Genomic DNA, 18994 nt, shown 5'->3' with positions numbered 1-18994 from the left:
ACATGCCGGGCCCGCCTTTGTTCCGCGGTCCCGGGAGCCAACCCGCGGTGTTCCGACCCGCCGATGCTCAGCCCGCCCTTCCCGTCGACGACGAACCCGAGGTGCCCGGTGACGGGCATCGTCGAACTGCCCGCCGAGTTCTTCGTGGCGTGGCAGATGCAGAGCGGCACTGTGCAGATCCTCAGCCGTCCCTTCAGCGCAGGTTCCCCGGACCTCACGTCCTTGGTCACCGTTCCGCCGGGACAGCCCGTCACGGTCCCCGGCGAAGGTGGCGCCTGGCGGGCCATCGGGCAGCCCGTCCGCCAGGGCACCCTGTTCGTCGCCAAACCCCTGGCGGAGGTGGAGGCGACGGTGTCGCGGCTGATCCTCCTCGAGGGAGTGGTCGGCCTGGTGGTCCTCGGGGCGCTCGCGTTGACAGCGCTCTACGCGGTGCGGCGCAGCCTTCGGCCGCTGGCGACGGTGGAACAGACCGCGACCGCGATCGCGGCGGGCGACCTGAGCCGACGTGTCCCCGAGCATGAGCCCACCACCGAGGTCGGGCAACTGTCGGCGGCCTTCAACAGCATGGTGGACGAGATCGAGCAGACGATCGGTGAGCGGGACGATGCACTACAGGAGTCGAGGCAATCCGAAGCCCGCATGCGCCAGTTCGTCGCCGATGCGAGCCACGAGTTGCGCACTCCCCTCACGACGATCCGCGGGTACTCCGAGTTGTACCTGCGTGGAGGGGTGCCACCAGAGCGTGTCCCGGAGACGTTCGACCGGCTCGAAGGCGAGGCCAAACGGATGGGGGGGCTGGTCGATGACCTTCTGCTGCTTGCCCGCCTCGATCAACAGCGCCCGCTCGAGCAGCACCCGGTGGACCTGCTCCACATCGCCAACGAGGTCGTGCAGGCGACCCGGGCGGCGCAACCGGTCCGAGCCCTGCGGTTGCGCACCGAGGGGTCGGCAGCGCCGGTGGTGATCGGCGACGAGATGCGGCTGCGCCAAGTCCTGGGAAACCTCGTCGGCAACGCGTGCAAGTACAGCGATGGCGAGGTTGTCGTCACTGTGGACAGCAGCCGCGCGGGCTGGGTGCGGGCAGCCGTCGCCGACTCCGGACCTGGGATTCCCGATGCCGAGAAGTCGCGCGTGTTCGAGCGGTTCTACCGCGGCGACCCCAGCCGCACTCGGTCCGCGGGCGGTTCTGGGCTCGGGTTGAGCATCGTCGCCGCGATCGTGTCTGCGCTGGGCGGTTCGGTGTCGGTGCGCGACAACTCCCCCACCGGGGCCATTTTCGACGTGTGGCTGCCGGCTCAGCCCGACTGACCGATTGCTGCCAACGCGGCCACCATCGCCTGCACCGCTGCTGGGTCCGGCGGGCCCGCGGCCGTGCGCAGGGATCCGTGCACTTCGGTGACTCCGGTGCGTGCCACGAGCGCGGCGACGTTGTCCGGGGTCACACCCGAACCCGCGACCACCGTGGCGGCTATCGGCGTCTCGGCGACCATCCGGCGCACAACGTCACTTCCGAGCAGCGCCGTCGCCGCGCCGCCTGACGTGAGCACGCGATCAGCACCCGTGGCGAACGCAGCCAGCGCCGCCGCCAAGGGGTCAACGGAATCGTCGACGGCGCGGTGCACCGTCACGGGAGCGCCCGCCGCCGCTTGCACCAACGCACCCGTCGCCACCACGTCGAGTTGCCCGCCCGCCGTCAGGCAGCCGAGCACGACACCACTGGCCCCCGCGGCCAGGACGTCAGCCACGCTGCGCCGCATGGTGTCGAGTTCGTGTCGCGAGTAGACGAAGTCACCGGGTCGGGGTCGGATCATGGCCATCACCCCGACACCCTGCTCGCGAGCTGGGCCCGCGACGCTGTGCACGAGGTCAGTGCTGGGAGTGAGACCGCCGCTGGCGTAGTCCGCGCACAACTCGATCCGATCCGCGCCCCCGGACAGCGCCACGCCAACCTCGTCGACTGACGTCGCGAGTACCTCCAACAACGGGCGGCGGCGGATCGGTTCCCAGTGCACGAAAGTGGCCGCCTGCCCGACGACTTCACCCGCGCCGTCACGGACCGGGAAGATCGTGGCTCCCAGGATGCGAAACCGACGGCCTGTGGCGCTGACGCGCTCTCCGGTGTAATCGGTGGCTACCTTTCCGCCGTTCAACGCCGCCGAGCGCTCGGCGCGGTGTGCGGGGGGCGCTGTCAGCCGCGAGGGCATCCCGATGAACGACCGCCATGGCCGCTCCCACAGTTGCTGGGCGGTCCGGTTGACGTACACGAAGGTCGGATCGCTGCCGAGGCCATGACACAAGACCGCTCGGTCGCTGTCGTACAGATCCGATCGGCGGGCCAACGGCCGCGCGAACAGGTCCGCGTAGGAATCCGCGATCCACGATTCCCACGGTTGCCGCCCCGTCGGCGCCGGTGCGGGCACTGTCACTTCGCCAACCGGTTTGCGAGATCCGCGACCCCAGCGCCGGTGAGATCGTCCAGTGCCACCGCACGCCCGGCGACGGCCATCATCACGGCCTCACCCGGACCGATGACCTCCGGCACCGGAGCCGACGGACCAGTCGAGGTCCGTCGCGACGAAACGCAAGCCCCGAGTACGCGCCGCGGGGACGAATCCGCGGCGGGCATCGGGGCCCGTGAGGAACTCCAAGACCACGGCCAGTCGCTCCGGCGGGAACTCGCGTCCCAGGCCCAGCGGACGTCGTATGTCCTGGCCGTGGATGACGACGTCGGTGAGTGGCGCTTGCGGCCCCAAACCTGGCGGCGTGAATCGACTGGCGGCGTTGTCCCGTAGCCCTGCCACCAGGTCAGCGTCCGAACGTTGTGCCACGTCAGCAGTGAGCGCCTCGCTGGTTCGGCTGAAGTTGAGGCGATGGCGGATCAGCGCCACACCGAACTTCGGACCGGGGGTAATCAATGGCATGAGCAGGTGCGCTGCCACATCGCGCACTGTCCATGCGTCACAGAGGCTGGGCGTACGCATCTGTTCGGGAGTCAGCGAAGCCAACACATCGGCCGTTCGGCGTCGTTCATCGGCGATCTCGGCGAAGAGGTCCACACCCGCGAATCTATCGCCGTGACTCACCGCGCTCCGCCCGGTGCGGTGCGCTTGACTGGCACCGTGACACGGCGTTGGCTCTTCGGCGACCAGCTCGGCCCCCATTTCCTTGATGACCCGAACCAGGCCGTGTTGCTGATCGAGGCCCGCGGGGTATTCGCCCGACGGCGTTTCCACCGCGCGAAGGCCCACCTCGTGCTGTCCGCCATGCGGCACCGTGCGGCCGAGTTGGGCGAGCAGTGTTCCTACGTCAAGGCCGACACCTACTCCGCCGCGCTGAGCGGAATCGACGAGCCGCTGAGTGTCTGTCACCCCACGTCACAGGGGGCTCTACGATTCGTCAGCGGACATGCCCGGGTCGAGATATTTCCCGCGCGTGGCTTCGCGACCTCAGCGGACGACTTCGAGCGGTGGGTCGACGCGCGCGGTCGGCGGCGACTGCTGATGGAGGACTTCTACCGGGACAGCCGCCGTCGCCTGAACGTACTGATGGATGACGAACAGCCTGTCGGGGGCCGCTGGAACTACGACTCCGACAACCGCCAGCCACCACCACGGACCGGGTCGATCGAGGTGACGCAGCCACGTTGGCCGCAGGAAGACGACATCGATGCGGAGGTCCGTGAGGACCTCGATCGGTGGCAGCGTGAGGGGCGCGTGTCATTCCTCGGCTCCGATGGTCCACGCCGCTTCGCGGCCACCCGCAGCGAGGCTCTCGCCGCGCTGGACGACTTCATCACCCACCGGCTGCCGACGTTCGGCCCCTACGAGGACGCCATGCTGAGCGGCGACCCGTGGATGGCCCATTCCCTGCTGTCGGCTCCGATGAACCTCGGACTGCTCGACCCGGTCGAAGTGGTGCAGCGCGCAGAGAATGCCTACCGCCGCGGCATCGTCCCGTTGGCGTCCGTGGAGGGATTCATCCGACAGATCATCGGATGGCGCGACTTCGTGTGGCATCTGTACTGGCACCTGCCGCCGACCTACCGGGACATGAATGAGCTCGACGCCACCGAGCCGCTGCCCGCCTGGTTCGCCGACCTGGACGCGGAAGTCGTCGACGCGGAGTGCCTGGCTCGCACACTGGCCGACGTGAGCGACCACGGCTGGGTCCACCACATCCCGCGGTTGATGCTGCTGGGCAACTACGCCATGCAGCGCGGCTGGGATCCTGCCGCGGTCACGGACTGGTTCCACCGGGCATTCGTGGACGGCTACGACTGGGTGATGGTGCCGAACGTCGTGGGGATGTCGCAGTACGCCGATGGCGGCATCGTGGCGACCAAGCCGTACGCCGCCGGTGGCGCGTACATCAAGCGGATGAGCGACTACTGCTCCGCCTGCCCGTACGACCCGCGCGTGCGGGTCGGGCCAAATGCCTGCCCCTTCACGGCGGGGTACTGGTCCTTCCTGCACCGCAACCGAGAACGGCTCGCCTCCAATCCGCGTGTCGCTCAGTCTTTGCGCGGATTGGATCGGCTGAGCGACCTCGACGAACTGCTCCGTCAGGAGGCAGGCCGCGGATCCGCTGCACCGTGAGGGAAGTCGCGGGAAGATCCACCCGCGGAGGTGGCCCAAGCCGGGACGGCATCCGGCTGGGCTCAGCCCGCCCTGCGCGACCCGACCTTCACGGACCTCACGCTTGCCCTCGTGTTGTGAGGGGGACCTGTGTTTCCATGAGCCATGACTGTTGCACCTCGGAGTGGGTTCCGTCTCGTTGCTCAGGTCGCCGCCGCGGCCATCGCCGTAGCCGGACTCGCGATGGGGGTGGCCGCACCGGCCTCAGGGGCCAACTTGACGGCAACCGTCGCGATCGGAACCGCACCGTTCGCGGTGGCCACCACACCAGATGGCACCAAGGCCTACGTCGCGAGCAGCACGGGCAACTCAGTGTCGGTCATCGACCTCGGCACCAATACCGTCACCGCCACTATCGCTGTGGGGACCGGGCCCACATCACTCGCGGTCACCGCGAACGGTTCGCGGGTCTACGTTGCGAACCCGACTTCGAACAACGTGAGCGTCATCAACACGGCGACCGACACAGTGGTCACCACGATCGCGGTACCCGGCGCCCCGTACGGAGTGGCGAGCACCCCCGACAGCACCAACATCCTGGTGACCCGCTTGGTCGACAACAAACTGTCGACCATCAGCACGGCCACCAACACCGTGACCAGCGAGGTCGCGGTCGGTGCGCAACCCAGACTCGTGGCCGTGAGCCCCAACGGCACCCGCGCCTACGTAGTGAACTTCGGAGGAAACTCCGTGTCTGTCGTGGACTTGGCCAGCAACACAGTGGCTGCCACAGTCGCCGTCGGCGCCAGCCCCTTGGGCGTCGTGGTGGGCCGAGATGGAAGCGCCTATGTCGCCAATGCAGCCGGGAACTCCGTGTCGGTGATCGGCACCGGAAACACCGTGTCGGCGACAATCCCGGTGCCCGGAACCCCAGCGATCCCCGCGCTGTCACAGGACGGCGCCACCCTGTATACGACCCGATTCGCGCTCAACTCACTCGGCGTGATCCGCCTGTCGGACAACTCGATCACCAGCAACGTGGCAGTCGGAACCCAGCCCGTCGGTCTGAGCACGACGTCTGACGGAACCCGCGCCGTGGTGGGGAATCAGGGAAGCAACAATGTCTCGATCGTGGCGCTCGCACCGAGAGCGACGACGGCAGCGGCGACCGCGGTCACGGGCACCACGGCCACTGGCAATGGACGGGTCACTGCCGATACGGATGCGGTGACCGACGTCAGTTGCCGGTATGCCACGAGCCTGACGAAGTTGAACAGCGGCGTCGCGAGCGACTCCGAAATCGTGACTGCCACCCCCAACACCGTGACCGCCGGACAAAGCGCGAACGTCACTTGCTCGATGACGGACCTCACCCCGGGAACGGACTACTTCTACAAGGTGCTGGCCACGGATGCTGACGGGACGGCGGGCCAGGTCGACGCCGTGGCCTTGCTGACGGTGCCCGCCAAAGTTGCGACCCCATCCATCAAGACGAAGAAGAAGCGGATCATCCTCGACTGGAGCGAGGTCGCCTCTGCCACGTCTTACGATGCCCGGATCAAGCCAAGGGGTGGCTCCTACGGATCCTGGCGAAGCATCACGACCTCGAAGGTCAAGTTCACCAAGTTGGCGCGGAAGACGACGTACAAGTCTCAACTGCGAGCCGTCAATGCAACCGGAGCCGGCACCAAGCGCACGGTCACTGCGACGACCAAGTAGGTCTCTGCAGACGGAATAGGGCCCCTGCGACGGTTGAGCACGGGTGTTGTCTGCCCCGTTAGCGTGGCCACCATGACCCGCCCACCAGTTCCGCGCGACCGCTACGACGACCACACCCACGAGATGGCGCACGTACGCCGGGAATTCGTCCGCGAACACACCGGCGCCTCGCTGGACGCCGTCGGCCACTACTCGGTGGACCCTGCGAGTCTGCCCGGGAACATCGAGAACTTCACCGGAGTGGCGCAGGTTCCGCTGGGAGTGGCCGGTCCGTTGCTCATCGACGGCGAAAGCGCCAACGGCGAGTTCTACATCCCACTCGCCACGACCGAGGGCACCCTGGTGGCCAGCTACAACCGGGGCATGCGCCTGCTCGGCCGCACCGGTGGGGTGAAGACGACGATCGTGGATCACGCCATGCAGCGGGCCCCCGTGTTCTTGTTCGATGACGCCCGGCGCGCACGCGACTTCTCGGGATGGCTCGATGCCAACTTCGCCGCCGTGAAGCAAACCGCCGAAGCCACCACGAGCGTGGGCCGCCTGATCGGGATCCAGCAGTTCCCCGCCGGGCCCAACCTCTACACCAGGTTCAACTTCACGACTGGGGACGCGGCCGGACAGAACATGACCGGCAAGGCCACGTTCGCCGCGTGCGAATGGATCGTGAGCCGGTATCCGGGGGCGCGGTACATCCTGTCGGGATCGATGGACACCGACAAGAAGCACAGTCATGTCAACCAACTGCTCACGCGGGGACGTCGAGTCGTGGCAGAGGCGACCCTGGACGCAGCGGTCCTGCGAGAGGTCGTGGGGGTGGATCCGGCCACGATGTTCAAAGCCCGTCAGGTGCAAGCGCTCGGTGGCTACCTGGCGGGAAGCGCCTACCTGGGGGCGCACGCGGCGAATGCCCTCGCGGCGCTGTTCATCGCGACCGGCCAGGACGTCGCCAACGTGGCGGAGTCACACACGGGTTTCGTGTATTCACAGCTGCTCGACAATGGCGACTACTACTGGTCGGTCACCTTGCCGGCCCTCATCGTCGGGACCTACGGCGGCGGGACGGGACTCGCCACGCAACGTGAATGCCTGGAGATGCTGGACTGCTATGGAACGGGTGGAGCCGACCGGTTCGCCGAGATCTGCGCCGCTGTTGTCCTGGCCGGAGACGTCTCATTGGCGGGAGCAGTGCTCGCCGGGGATTGGGTCTCCAGCCACGATCGACTGGGCCGCAACCGACCATGAGAAGGGTTTCGCCGAGTGCCCGCTGATCACCGCGACAGAATCCACCCAGCCTGCGTGTCCTGGCCACCGCGGTAGAACTCCTCCACCGACGTGAACCCAGCCGCCGAGGCCCAGCCAGGCAGGACCGACACCTCTTCGGGGAAGTCGTTGCCCGTGACGTGCGCGACGATGCGCCGTTGGCGTTCCGTTCCGACTGGCCACTGCGAGACGAGCCCGGCGTAGCGCCGCAGATACTGATCCCGGGACTCCGTGTCCTTGCGGACGACGTCGATGAGGATGACTTCGCCGTCCGGCAGAAGTCGCGCCCGCGCGGCCCGCAGGAACCGGAGCTTGTCGCTTGTTGGGAGGTGGTGCAGCGCGAACGACACCAGGATCACGTCGAAGTGCTCCTCGGTTGCCGCAAGGAAATCCTGCATGTCAGCCACGTGCAGCTCGATGCGGTCGGTGACAGGCGTCAACATCGCGCGGGCATGCTCGAGTGCAGGCGCTGCACAGTCGACTCCGACATAGCGGGCCAACGGCAGATCGGGCAGCAGCGGCGCGATCCCGGCGGCGTCGCCGCACCCCAAGTCCAGGATCGAGAAGGGCGCGACTCGGCGGGCGAGAATGGGGGCGACCGTTTGGTAGATCTCCCTGTGTTCCATGCAGTTGTTGTCGATCACCGCTCGATAGACATCCCAGTTGCTGAAGAAGTCGGCCACGGCGGTATCAGCGGTCACACCTGATTGTCACCTGTCGGGGCGGTCGGCCGTGCCCACCTCACGAACATGAAGTCGAGCCGCACAGCAGTCCGTCATCGAGTAGGAGCCAGGGAAGCGAGAGGGCCGGTCAGACCTCGAGAAGGATGGTGAACGGGCCGTCATTGGTCGACGTCACCCGCATGTCGGCACCGAACACCCCGGTCGTCACCTGGGCGCCGGACTCACGCAGCCGAGCGGCGACCCGGTCCACCAACGGTTCGGCGTCAGGTCCCGCGGCGGCGTCCTCCCAGGTCGGGCGGCGTCCCTTGCCGGTGCGGCCGTACAGCGTGAACTGACTGACGACCAGTACCGGGAGTCCCAAGTCCGAGGCGGATAGCTCCCGTGATCCCCCCGGAGCCAGACAGTGGGACTCAGTGAACCTGTGTGCATCGAAGATGCGCAAGCCCCACACTTTGCCGGCCAACCGGTCGGCCTGCTCAGCGGTATCGGCGCGGTTCACGCCCACCAGGACCACCAAACCCGGTCCGGAGAAGCCGCCCACCCGCTCGCCGGCGACGACGACCTCTGCTCCGTCGCTTCGTTGCACCACTGCTCGCACGCACCGAGGCTACCCACCCGAGGCGCCGCAACCTGAGCCGATCTAGACCCGAGCGTCCCGGGCCGCGCCGGCGACAGGCGCGTTCCGTGGGCGAGTCCGGAAGTGCCCGGAATTGCATGGTGTTTTTGGGGCGAGTGACACTAGGTGGCATGCACGAGTCCCACGTCTCAGAGTCCATCACGATCTCGGCGTCCCCCGCGGTGGTCTACGACCTGGTGTCAGACGTCGGGCGGATGGGCGAGTGGTCACCTGAGGCGACGGGCGCCCGCGGTGTCTCGGGAGAACTGTCCGTAGGCGACCGATTCATCGGGACCAACCGGCGCGGCCCGGTGCGTTGGTTCACGCAATGCACGGTCGCGGCGGCCGACCGGGGTGCCGAGTTCGAGTTCGACGTGGACTTCGGGCCGTTCCCGGTCTCACGTTGGCGTTACGACTTCGAGGATGTGGGCGACGGCACCACCCGGGTCATCGAGACCTGGATCGACCGTCGGCAGGGACTGATGGGTCTGCCCATGAAGAGTGTGGGGCAGTTGCTGATCCCCGGCGATCGAGAGGCGCACAACCGCGCCAACATGGTGCAGACACTGCGCCGGCTCAAGGCCGCTGCCGAGAATCACTGATCGGCGCACCTTCTCGAACCCGACCTACACTCGGCAGATGAGATCCTCGGCACGCGCAGTTCTCGCAGGCATTCTGGTCGGCGTGTTGGGGGCCGGTGTCATCGGGACGGGCAGCGCCGCCGAGGATCAGCGGGGCCGGGCGCAACCCGGCTCCACCGATCAGCCCCGGTTGGTGAAGGTCGGCTCGTACGAGCAACCGGTGTTCGTCACTGCCAAACCCGGCGACTCCTCCCGACTTTTCGTCGTCGAGAAGGGCGGGCGGATCCTTGTCGTACGCAAGGGTCGGACCCTTCGGACGCCGTTCTTGGACGTCTCGGGACAGGTGTCGACCAGCGGTGAGCAGGGCCTGCTGAGCATGGCGTTCTCACCTAGGGCCGGCCGCCGGTTCTACATCAACCTCACCGACCGCTCCGGCGACACCCGCATCATCGAGTACCAGGTGCGCACGGGTGACCCCAACCGGGCCAAGGCGACAAGCGCGCGCCAAGTCATGCGGATCAGTCAGCCCGCGAGCAACCACAACGGTGGGCAGCTGCAGTTCGGACCCGACCGGCTGCTCTATGTCGGTATGGGTGACGGTGGTTTCGGTGGCGATCCGCAGAACCGGGCCCAGAACATGTCGACCTTGCTCGGCAAGATGCTGCGCATCGACCCTCGCCGGTCCGGGGCACGGCCCTACCGGGTGCCGGCCGACAATCCGTTCGTCGGCGAAACCGGCGTCCGGCCCGAGATCTACGCGTCCGGTTTGCGCAACCCGTGGCGCTTCTCATTCGACCGTGTGACAGGAGCGCTGACCATCGCGGACGTCGGCCAGGATTCCTGGGAGGAGATCAACTACTCGGCACCGGGTACGGCCGCGGGCGCCAACTTCGGTTGGCGCGTGTTCGAGGGGCCGGACCGCTACGCCGACGGCAGCGCGCCGGGTGCGCAAGCACCTGTGCTCGGCCTGCGCCATTCGGACGGATATTGCTCGGTGACGGGTGGTTACGTCGTGCGCGACCAGGCGCTGACGACACTCAACGGCTCGTATCTGTACGGCGACTTCTGCAACCCGGATGTGCGGGCCGTCGACCTCGGGCCAGGGTCCGCGGCAGGGGATCGCAGCACCGGGATGCGGGTTGAGTCGCTGGTGTCCTTCGGTGAGGACGCCCGCGGCCGGGTCTACGCGGTGTCCCTCAATGGCCCCGTCTACCGGATCGCCTGAGCCCCACTCCTCGTCCGCCCGGATGTCGGCGCGAGGTTCCGGTGACAAGTACCAGCCGGTCCTCGCAGGACCGGTGGGTCACTCCTGCTCTGTGTCGGAGCCGCGGCTGTCCTGGTCGGTCGCCCCGGAGCCACCCGAGTCGAAGTCGAACTCGAACTCCTTGTCGAACATCTCCTTGAGGTCTTCGCGGCCGGCCTTGCTGCCCAGGTAGGCGGGATCGGTGCGGTCGATCTTGCCGGGGCAGTCGTGAGTGATGTCCTTGACGACGGACTCCTGGCCGTACGGGCCGGACGCCATGATGAGCAACTTCGCGGGCCGGTCCACGGGCAGCCCACCGATAGATCCGGTCCATTCGTCGTTGGCGTGGGTCAGAACCCGGGTCCGTACGATCTTCTCCCCGGCGATGCGCACCTCGGCCACGATTTCGTCGGCTTCGCCCTCCAACACCCGCACGACCATAGATTCGGAGAACGTCGCACCGCAGACACCGCGCAGGGGATCGCTGATCTGGATCGACAGTTTGGGCGGTCCGAAGTAGGGCCTGACCTTGCGGTAGGGAACCGGCTTCTCCTCGCGGGTCGCGTCCTCCGCCTCCGTCTGGCGCACCGGTTCCGCTGCCACCGGCTCGGCATCGGACTGCGCGACGACGCCCTTGGGCATGACGGCCCAGAACCCGGCTCCCGCCAGTGCGCAGCCGGCGAGCGTGAAGCCGATCACCTTGGCCCATGAGGCGGATTCCGCGCCGACGAGCGCGGGTTCCTGCTCGTCATCCTGGTCGTGCTCGGCCACGGCCTGACTCTACGTCGTGACCCGACTCCCCCATAGGGGAACGGGTGAAACGATCCCTCCCGGACTGCGACTGCGGCAGGATCGACCCATGACCAGCCAGTGGATGGACATCCACCAACCGCACCTCCCGTGGGCACCGAGCGGCCTTCCCGGCTGGTTGCGAGCCGCCCCCGGTTGGGCCGCCCGGGCCGCGTCGGAATCCCGGTTCGGATGGGAGATCGCCGAGTGGGAACACGCCCTGCTGCATGGGCCTGGCGCGGCATCAGCGGGGTTGCCGTCGGGCGCCGGACGCCCCGTCCTGGTGATCCCGGGATTCGGATTCGGCGACCCGTCGACACTGCCTTTGCAGTGGGCGTTGCACACGGGTGGCTACCACGTTGTCCGGTCCGGCATCCGGGTGAATGTCCGGTGCTCGGACCGCACCGTGGATGAGTTGGCGCGGGTGGCGCAAAGAACCGTCGCCGAAGACGACGATCGGCGCCTGCTCGTCGTGGGCCACAGCCGCGGCGGGATGTTGGCCCGGGGACTGGCGGCCCGGCACCCGGAACTGGTCGAGCGGGTGATCAGCCTCGGTGCGCCGTTGAATCACGAGTTCGCCTTCTACGAGATCCCCGCCCCTCTCGTGGGCGCCCTACGAGTCACGCATTCTCTGGACCCTGTGCTGCGCGAACGAAAGTGTGTGACCCCCGACTGCACGTGTCCGTACATGGAGGCGACCAAGCGGCCGTTGCCCGCCGACGTGGACCTTGTCTCCCTGTATACGAAGTCCGACGGCATCGTCGACTGGCGGGCCTGCGTCGTCCCGGGCGCCACGAACATCGAGGTCACCGGCAGCCACCTGGGAATGGGGCTGAAACCAGCGACCACGCGAATCGTCTTGGAACAACTGGCGGCTTGAGATCCGTGCGTGGCCGCGACGCGCTTTCCCCGGCCGAAGCGCGCCGCGCGGTGCTGGCCGCCCAGGGTTTCGGTCTCGGTGGCGGCCGGTCCGACACGCGGTCCCTGCTGCGGTCGATCCGGCGGATGGGCCTGGTGCAGATCGACTCGGTGAACGTTCTCACGCGTGCCCACTACCTTCCGGCTTTCAGCCGCATCGGGGCGTACGACCGATCCCGGCTCGACGCGGCCGGCGCCCGGGCACCACGCACCCTGTTCGAGTACTGGGGTCATGAGGCGTCGTTGCTCCCCGTGGAGCGCCAGCCGTTGCTGCGCTGGCGGATGGCGGAGCCACACGCGTGGGGATCGGTCGCAGCAGCAGCGCAGTCGGACCCCGGGCTGGTCACGGAGGTGCTCGACTGCGTCGCTGCGATCGGACCCGCGACCGCCACCACTGTTGAGCGGGAACTCGAGCACGGAGCAGCCCGCGGCACCGATCGCTGGGGATGGAACTGGTCCGCGGTCAAACAGATTCTGGAGCACTTGTTCTGGAGCGGTGAGGTGACCAGCGGCGGGCGGGACGCGCAGTTCCGGCGCCGGTACGCACTCCCCGAGGCGGTCCTTCCGCAGCACGTGCGCCACACCCCGACCCCCGATCGTGCGGAGGCCATCCGCGGGCTGGTGGATATCGCCGCTCGTGCGCTCGGCGTGGCCACCGCTGTGGACCTCCGGGACTACTTCCGTCTGAACGCCGCGGACACGATGCGGGCCGTCACCGAATTGGTGGAGGACGGTGCCCTGCTGCCCGTGGACGTTCCGGGCTGGCCCGCGGCCTGGCGCCATCACAGCGTCGTGGTTCCTCGGCGCCTGACCCACGACGCGCTCCTGGTGCCGTTCGACCCCCTCATCTGGGAGCGCAGCCGCGTTCAGCGCCTCTTCGACATGCGGTATCGCATCGAGATCTACGTGCCGAAGGCGCAACGTGCGCATGGCTACTACGTGCTGCCTTTCCTGCAGGACGAGCACCTACGCGCCCGGGTGGACCTGAAAGCCGACCGAGCCAGGGGCACGCTTCAGGTCCAAGGAACGTGGGGCCACCAAACGACCAGTGACACGTCCGATCGCCTCGCCGCCGAACTCGGTCGGCTGGCCACTTGGTTGGGGTTGGCCGAGGTCAGCGTGGCCGCGAACGGCGATCTTGCCACTCGACTGGCGACGGCCGTGACCCGCATATCGGTCAGGTAACAGTACGAATCGCGGCGGCACGGCGGCACCGGGTCGCCGAGAGCCGCGGTGATAGAACCAGGACGTCGCACAACGATGGAAGGGCCCACATGCTGACCAAGCGTTTGGCAGTCGGAACCGCCGCCGCCACATTGGCACTCGCCGGACTGGCGGGATGCTCGAGTTCGTCTGATCCAGCCCCCACTCAGACCGCCGCTCCCACGGCGAGTCCCTCGCTCAGCCCCTCCGCGTCTGCCTCCGAGGGTGAATCGACGGTGGCTTTCGACAAGCAGATCCAGGAAGAGCTCAACGCTGTCGGCTGCCACTCTGGCGCTGTCGACGGAATCATGGGCCCCGAGACCGACGCCGCTCTGGTGCGCTTCCAGGAGGCCGAAGGTCTCGAGGTGGACGGCGAACTCGGCCCGGAGACCGAAGCCGCGCTCAAGAAAGCCGTGAGCGAAGGCAAGCAGGCCTGCACGACCCCCACCGCCAGTCCCACCGCGAGCCCCACCACGACCCCGAGCCCGACATCAACGACAGCCCCCTGCACGGGTCAGGCGATCTCGGCGGCGTTGAAGTCCGGCGAGCAACTCCAGAGCTTCATCTGCGTCAATGTCGCGGCGGAGCGTTGGGCCGCCGGCCAGGCCATGAACGGCCCTGCCGTCGAGAACTTCTTCCTCAAGGCTGAGGGCTCACAGTGGGTCCGCGTGCCGAATGACGAAGTCTGCGGTGGCGCCAGCGCCGGTCTGCCGCCCAAGCTGCTGGACTACTGCGGCCTCACCTGATCCCCCACCCTCCCCCCAACCCGGCCCCGTTCGACGGCACCCACCGTCGGACGGGGCCGGACCCCTGTCGGCAGTCCCGCCGCACGGTGGCGCGGGGTGCCTGGCTCATCACCGGCTTGTTGCCGGGCGGGCGGGGCCCACTTGTGGGAGCCTGTCCCGGTGAAGGATCTTCAGCATGTCGAGCACTTGACCCCCGCCGAACGCGCCGACCGCGGCAAGGCCGCACGCAAGCGGGTGCCGCGCACCAGCCAGGCCTACTTCGACCCACCCTCAGATCGGCCCGATCCGGTCTCTCTGCTCGAGTCACAGTCGGCGACGCGTCTGCAGCAACTGATCCCGATCAGGTATGGCCGCATGATGCAGACAGCGTTCACGTTTTATCGCGGGGCGGCGCTGGTCATGGCGGCGGATCTCGCCGAGACCCCCAACAGTGGCCTGTCGGTCCAGGCGTGCGGGGACGCACACCTGATGAACTTCGGGGCATTCGCCTCCCCGGAGCGGGCCCTGGTCTTCGACATCAACGACTTCGACGAGACGAATCCAGGCCCGTGGGAATGGGATCTCAAACGACTGACCGCCTCGCTGGAGGTCGCCGCACGCGATCGGGGTTTCACCGACCCTGAGCGGCGAGTGATTCTGCTGGCGGCCACGAAGCAGTACCGCGACTCGATGGCCAACTTCGCCGGGATGCCGCAGCTGGAGATCTGGTACGCACGCCTCGACATCGAGACCCTCGTCGAGAACTTCGCCAAGCAGGCCAGCAAGACCGGAGTCAAGCGGGCCCGCCGCCAGATCGCGAAAGCGCAGACCCGCGATTCTGTGCAGGCGTTCTCCAAGTTCACACAGGTGGTCGACGGCGAGCGCCGTATCGTGTCCAGCCCTCCACTCATCGTGAATGTGCGAGACCTCATGCAGCAAGAGGGCGTCGACGGTGACCAGGTGATCGAGACCATCGGTTCCGTGCTGCGCAGCTACCGATCCACCCTGCAGTTCGACCGTCGTCACCTGCTCGAGCAGTTCGAGTTCACCGACCTGGCATTGAAGGTCGTGGGCGTGGGCAGTGTGGGGACTCGGTGTTGGATGGCTCTGTTCCGCGGCCGCGACACTGAGGATCCGCTGTTCCTGCAGGTCAAGGAAGCCCAGGAGTCGGTTCTGGAACGGTTCACATCGAAGAGCGAGTTCCGCACCAGCGGCGAGCGGGTCGTGGCGGGCCAGCGTTTGATGCAGTCCGCGAGCGACATCTTTCTCGGGTGGGATCACGTCTCCGGGCTCGACGGCGTCTCCCGCAGTTTCTACGTTCGCCAGTTGCGTGACTGGAAAGGCTCGGCGGTCATCGACGCCATGGAGCCGAGCGACCTGGCCGCCTACGGGCGCATCTGCGCGTGGACCCTGGCCAAAGCCCACGCCCGCTCCGGGGACGCGATCGCGCTGTCGACCTACATGGGGAAGAGCGACCGGCTCGACAACGCCATCGCGGACTTCTCGCAGGCATATGCGGACCAGAACGAGAAGGATCACGACGCCCTCGTCGCTGCCGTCAAGAGCGGTCGGATCACCGCCGAGCAGGGGATCTGACGGGGCACCCCGAAGCCGATGCGGTCCCTGCTGTACCTGGTGATCCTGGGAATTGCGGTGGCCGTGGTGATCTGGGGACTGCAACGGATTCGCACCCGGCCGCGGTTGTCGACGTCACGCCCGGCGGTCGCGCTGCCTGCGCCGGTCGACTATCGCGAGGAGCGAGTTGTCGCTGCTTTCGGCCCCGATCGGGGACCCGGACAGTTGCGGTTGACGGCAAGTCAGATCATCTTCACGGCGGATTCCGGGCGCATCGTCACGATCGAACGGATCGACATCACGGGAGCCACCGAGACACGCGAACTGCCGGATCGCACAGTCGCCCGCAACGTCCTCGCCATCACCACGATCCACGACGTCTTCTATTTCTCCGTCACAGCGCCGCAGGACTGGATCTCGCTGCTGAACTGATCACCGACACCTCGCCGGGGCTACCCTGAAAGTGGGGGTTACGCAGTCCGACTCTGACGCGGCCCGCCTCCTGCAGGAGGTGTTCGACATGAGATGGCGATGGGCCTGGTTCCTGGTTCTACCTCTGCTTGCTCCGGTCGCACCAATGCAGGCGGCACCGATCGCGCGGCCGCCGGGACGCACTGTGGTGATATCCGCGACGGGGCTCCCCGCCGGTTCCGCGGCTCGAGTGCGGCTCAAAGGCCCCAAGAAGTACGCCAAGACGATCATCGTGAAGCGCAGCAAGACCTTGCGCCGACTGCGGCCGGGAATCTACCGGGCCACGGCCAAGCCCGTCAGCACCCAGGGCAGGACCTGGATTCCCACCGTCAGTCCGACGAAGGCCCGGGTGACGGCACGCAAGGGATACCGGATTGTGGTGCGCTATCAGGCGGACCCGATCGCGCCGCAACCTCCGTGCGATCCCGCGCTCGAGCCCTGTCCCGCGCCCGAACAACCCACTCAGCCGTTCCCAGTCGTCGGCGCCCCAGCCGGTATCGCGCTGGTGTCCGCGACTCCCGCCGGCACTCCCGGGTCCGGTCGCTCGCGGTATGCGACCTGGTCACCGGACAATCAAGCGCTGGTCTTCGGTTCGTGCGCCTCGGATCTCACTGCGCCCGTGCCCGGATGCTGGTTGTACGCGCGGGACCTGGCCGGGTCGACGACGACCCGCCTGCCGGGAACGCGTCTCGGTGACGATTTGGAGTGGGGTGGAGAACCAGACTGGGCGGCAGACGGTTCCCGATTGTCCTTCGTTTCCTCGTATCCACTCGCTGCGACGGATACGGACACCAACTCCGATGTGTATGTGATCCCCGCGAGTGGTGGTACGGCGGCACGACTCTCGCAGTCTCCGACGGGTGCCGGGTTGACCGGCGGACCGTACCCGGCGCAAGCCCGCGATCCACGCTGGGCGCCGGACAGCGCCTCGGTGATGTTCCGATCCGGGGCCACCAACCTGGTGGTGGGTGACGGCGACGAGTGGGTCGACTTGTTCGTCGGCGGCGCTGCCGACCGGGTGCTCACGCGGCTCCCGCAAGGTGTCGATGTCGGTGAGGGTCGCTGGAGTCCCAACGGGACTCGCGTCGCGTTCACCTCAGTGAGTTCTGACGAACAAGGCAGCGTCTTGCGTGATGTCCGCGTCGTTGGCGTCGACGGATCGGGGGGCGCGGCCGTGACAACTGACGGGCAGTCGGCTCAGCCGACTTGGAGTCCTGCGGGCGACCGGATCGCCTTCGCATCGTCGACCCCGACGCTCGTCGCCGGCGACACCAACGAAGCGTCGGACATTTTCGTCCGCGACCTGTCCGGCGGGGCGATCACACGCATCTCCGTCGCGGCGGACGGCAGCGAGAGCACCTGGAGTTCAACCGGCCCGGTGTGGTCCCCCGACGGTCGGCGCCTTGCGTTCGTGGCCGATAGCTCCGACAACGGCATGGTGGTGATGGTCAAGGACCTCGTCACCGGATCTCTCACCCAGGTCACACCTGGCGGGAATCGCGACGACTGCGACAACGACAACTGCGACACCACCTACTTCGAGTCGGTGGATCCGGTGTGGTCGCATGACGGGCTGCGCCTGGCGTTCACGTCGAACAACCCGAATCTTGTTCCAGGTGACGACAACAACAACTGGGACGTCTTCGTCGCGACTTTGTAGTCGACGACGGGGCCCCGAGGGTGTGGGCCGAAGGTCCCACCGGGCCGCAGCAAAGGTCCCATCGGTGCGGCGGATGTATTTCCTAGTGGCTCCGTAGGGTTTCCCTTGGGTGGGTACCGCCGTACCGTGGAGGTAGAGACCCAGGGCTTGGACCTGGGGCCGAGGAGGTCATCATGCGCACGTCCATCGTTCTCGGAGCAGCAGCGCTGACTGTCGTCGGAGCAGGTGTCGCCCCCAGCGCAGTCGGTGCGACCGACACCCAGTCCGCACCGCAGATCACACCGATCGCCCGCCAGTTCATGACGATCGTGTGTCCCGCCGACAAGTGGTGGAAACCGGTCGACAAGAACTGGCACAAGGCGTACGGAAAGCGCAAGACAGTCCCGGACGGGACCAAGGTGCCCAAGTACCTGCGCAACACCTACCGCAAAGCAGCCAAGGCCCACCTGCGGGCAGCCCAGGAACTCACCGAGGTGAACTGGCCCGCCACCATCGCCGCCGACGTCTCGGTGGAGGTCGACTACTACACGACGGCATTCGAGTGGCTGAACTCACGCAACACCAAGCGGGTATCACCCACGTGGCTGCCGTGGAGTTCGGTCACCAACGACAAGAAGGCGTGGAAGAACATCAATCAGGTCCTGAACCTTCCGAACAGCTGCAAGGGCTTCACCTGATCGGGCCGCAGTAGTCCGACATCGACGAGTACGCCTCTCCAACTTGGGACTTTGGTCCTGACTTATTTCGGTCGGTCAGTCGTGCCGGTCAATCGATGGGCGGTGATCGGGGCCGCATGGTCTCGCCGACGGCCATCGAGAGGTGCGGCTCCTTCACCGGCGTGCACACGGCGCCAACTGGTTGGGCTCTTCATTCTCCGAGGTTCCCGGTCTCGTCGGCGCGCAAGGTCACGACCTGGACAGGTCGGTTGGCGACGGGGAAGGAGTCAGGGATCGCTGAGGTTCTGACCCGGGAATAGT

The 18994-nt window shown here is 67.2% G+C and carries 18 protein-coding genes; 13 read left to right on the top strand and 5 right to left on the bottom strand.

What is annotated here, in order from left to right; genetic code table 11:
* The first annotated feature begins 108 nt into the window (after window positions 1–108).
* Complete coding sequence (locus V9E98_01325) at window positions 109–1308, top strand: HAMP domain-containing sensor histidine kinase (protein ID MEI2715632.1); 1200 nt, start codon at window positions 109–111, stop codon at window positions 1306–1308.
* Here V9E98_01325 and V9E98_01320 read toward each other — a convergent pair.
* Window positions 1296–2420 carry a copper homeostasis protein CutC gene (locus tag V9E98_01320; protein ID MEI2715631.1) on the bottom strand — a complete coding sequence of 375 codons (1125 nt, stop codon included), beginning with the start codon at window positions 2418–2420 and terminating at the stop codon, window positions 1296–1298. The genes V9E98_01325 and V9E98_01320 overlap by 13 nt on opposite strands.
* 96 nt (window positions 2421–2516) lie before the next feature.
* Window positions 2517–3083, bottom strand: coding sequence for a maleylpyruvate isomerase family mycothiol-dependent enzyme (locus V9E98_01315; protein MEI2715630.1), 567 nt, complete (start codon window positions 3081–3083; stop codon window positions 2517–2519).
* A 36-nt stretch (window positions 3084–3119) separates the two neighbouring features.
* Between V9E98_01315 and V9E98_01310 the strand changes: the two genes are divergently transcribed.
* The 3 genes from V9E98_01310 to V9E98_01300 all read left to right on the top strand — a co-directional run bounded on the left by V9E98_01310 (window position 3120) and on the right by V9E98_01300 (window position 7535).
* Complete coding sequence (locus V9E98_01310; GenBank protein MEI2715629.1) at window positions 3120–4595, top strand: cryptochrome/photolyase family protein; 1476 nt, start codon at window positions 3120–3122, stop codon at window positions 4593–4595.
* Window positions 4596–4739: 144 nt separating this feature from the next.
* Window positions 4740–6293, top strand: coding sequence for a beta-propeller fold lactonase family protein (locus V9E98_01305; protein MEI2715628.1), 1554 nt, complete (start codon window positions 4740–4742; stop codon window positions 6291–6293).
* Window positions 6294–6365: 72 nt separating this feature from the next.
* Window positions 6366–7535: a hydroxymethylglutaryl-CoA reductase gene (locus V9E98_01300; protein ID MEI2715627.1), complete on the top strand. Its 1170-nt coding sequence runs from the start codon at window positions 6366–6368 to the stop codon at window positions 7533–7535.
* A 26-nt stretch (window positions 7536–7561) separates the two neighbouring features.
* Here the strand turns inward: V9E98_01300 and V9E98_01295 are convergent, their stop codons facing one another.
* Together V9E98_01295 and dtd are read right to left on the bottom strand one after the other, a co-directional pair.
* The gene (locus tag V9E98_01295; protein ID MEI2715626.1) at window positions 7562–8254 is read right to left on the bottom strand and encodes a class I SAM-dependent methyltransferase; all 693 of its coding nucleotides are present in this window, start codon (window positions 8252–8254) and stop codon (window positions 7562–7564) included.
* 109 nt (window positions 8255–8363) lie between these two features.
* Window positions 8364–8834 (bottom strand): D-aminoacyl-tRNA deacylase, encoded by a 471-nt coding sequence (dtd, locus tag V9E98_01290; protein MEI2715625.1) that lies wholly within the window; start codon window positions 8832–8834, stop codon window positions 8364–8366.
* 149 nt (window positions 8835–8983) lie between these two features.
* Here dtd and V9E98_01285 point away from each other — a divergent pair, with 149 nt between their 5' ends.
* Window positions 8984–9454, top strand: a complete 471-nt coding sequence (locus V9E98_01285; protein ID MEI2715624.1) for an SRPBCC family protein — start codon at window positions 8984–8986, stop codon at window positions 9452–9454.
* A gap of 37 nt (window positions 9455–9491) precedes the next feature.
* Window positions 9492–10658: a PQQ-dependent sugar dehydrogenase gene (locus tag V9E98_01280; protein ID MEI2715623.1), complete on the top strand. Its 1167-nt coding sequence runs from the start codon at window positions 9492–9494 to the stop codon at window positions 10656–10658.
* A gap of 78 nt (window positions 10659–10736) precedes the next feature.
* On the opposite strand, the gene V9E98_01275 is transcribed toward V9E98_01280, so the two are convergent.
* Window positions 10737–11447, bottom strand: coding sequence for a hypothetical protein (locus V9E98_01275; protein MEI2715622.1), 711 nt, complete (start codon window positions 11445–11447; stop codon window positions 10737–10739).
* A gap of 88 nt (window positions 11448–11535) precedes the next feature.
* Here V9E98_01275 and V9E98_01270 point away from each other — a divergent pair, with 88 nt between their 5' ends.
* The 7 genes from V9E98_01270 (at window position 11536) to V9E98_01240 (ending at window position 18694) form a co-directional block, all read left to right on the top strand.
* A complete protein-coding gene (locus V9E98_01270; protein ID MEI2715621.1) occupies window positions 11536–12345 on the top strand; it encodes an alpha/beta hydrolase in 810 nt (269 codons plus the stop codon).
* Between the two features lie 5 nt (window positions 12346–12350).
* Entirely contained in the window at window positions 12351–13568 is a 1218-nt protein-coding gene (locus V9E98_01265; GenBank protein MEI2715620.1) for a crosslink repair DNA glycosylase YcaQ family protein, read from the top strand.
* Between the two features lie 89 nt (window positions 13569–13657).
* Entirely contained in the window at window positions 13658–14332 is a 675-nt protein-coding gene (locus V9E98_01260; GenBank protein MEI2715619.1) for a peptidoglycan-binding domain-containing protein, read from the top strand.
* Window positions 14333–14491: 159 nt separating this feature from the next.
* Window positions 14492–15907: a DUF2252 domain-containing protein gene (locus tag V9E98_01255; GenBank protein ID MEI2715618.1), complete on the top strand. Its 1416-nt coding sequence runs from the start codon at window positions 14492–14494 to the stop codon at window positions 15905–15907.
* An 18-nt stretch (window positions 15908–15925) separates the two neighbouring features.
* Window positions 15926–16318, top strand: coding sequence for a hypothetical protein (locus tag V9E98_01250; protein ID MEI2715617.1), 393 nt, complete (start codon window positions 15926–15928; stop codon window positions 16316–16318).
* An 88-nt stretch (window positions 16319–16406) separates the two neighbouring features.
* Window positions 16407–18017 (top strand): hypothetical protein, encoded by a 1611-nt coding sequence (locus tag V9E98_01245; GenBank protein ID MEI2715616.1) that lies wholly within the window; start codon window positions 16407–16409, stop codon window positions 18015–18017.
* 173 nt (window positions 18018–18190) lie between these two features.
* Complete coding sequence (locus V9E98_01240; protein MEI2715615.1) at window positions 18191–18694, top strand: hypothetical protein; 504 nt, start codon at window positions 18191–18193, stop codon at window positions 18692–18694.
* The last annotated feature ends 300 nt before the right edge of the window (window positions 18695–18994 follow it).

It is taken from the genome of Candidatus Nanopelagicales bacterium (genome assembly GCA_037045355.1).
In the GTDB taxonomy this organism is placed as follows: domain Bacteria; phylum Actinomycetota; class Actinomycetes; order S36-B12.
This window is presented reverse-complemented; position numbering and strand designations above follow the sequence as displayed.

Excerpts from the sequence above, each read along its gene's own strand:
- V9E98_01240 (MEI2715615.1), top strand. The coding sequence starts at position 18,191 with ATGCGCACGTCCATCGTTCTCGGAGCAGCAGCGCTGACTGTCGTCGGA.
- V9E98_01270 (MEI2715621.1), top strand. The coding sequence starts at position 11,536 with ATGACCAGCCAGTGGATGGACATCCACCAACCGCACCTCCCGTGGGCA.
- V9E98_01250 (MEI2715617.1), top strand. The coding sequence starts at position 15,926 with ATGCGGTCCCTGCTGTACCTGGTGATCCTGGGAATTGCGGTGGCCGTG.
- V9E98_01245 (MEI2715616.1), top strand. The coding sequence starts at position 16,407 with ATGAGATGGCGATGGGCCTGGTTCCTGGTTCTACCTCTGCTTGCTCCG.
- V9E98_01260 (MEI2715619.1), top strand. The coding sequence starts at position 13,658 with ATGCTGACCAAGCGTTTGGCAGTCGGAACCGCCGCCGCCACATTGGCA.
- V9E98_01285 (MEI2715624.1), top strand. The coding sequence starts at position 8,984 with ATGCACGAGTCCCACGTCTCAGAGTCCATCACGATCTCGGCGTCCCCC.
- V9E98_01305 (MEI2715628.1), top strand. The coding sequence starts at position 4,740 with ATGACTGTTGCACCTCGGAGTGGGTTCCGTCTCGTTGCTCAGGTCGCC.
- V9E98_01280 (MEI2715623.1), top strand. The coding sequence starts at position 9,492 with ATGAGATCCTCGGCACGCGCAGTTCTCGCAGGCATTCTGGTCGGCGTG.
- V9E98_01300 (MEI2715627.1), top strand. The coding sequence starts at position 6,366 with ATGACCCGCCCACCAGTTCCGCGCGACCGCTACGACGACCACACCCAC.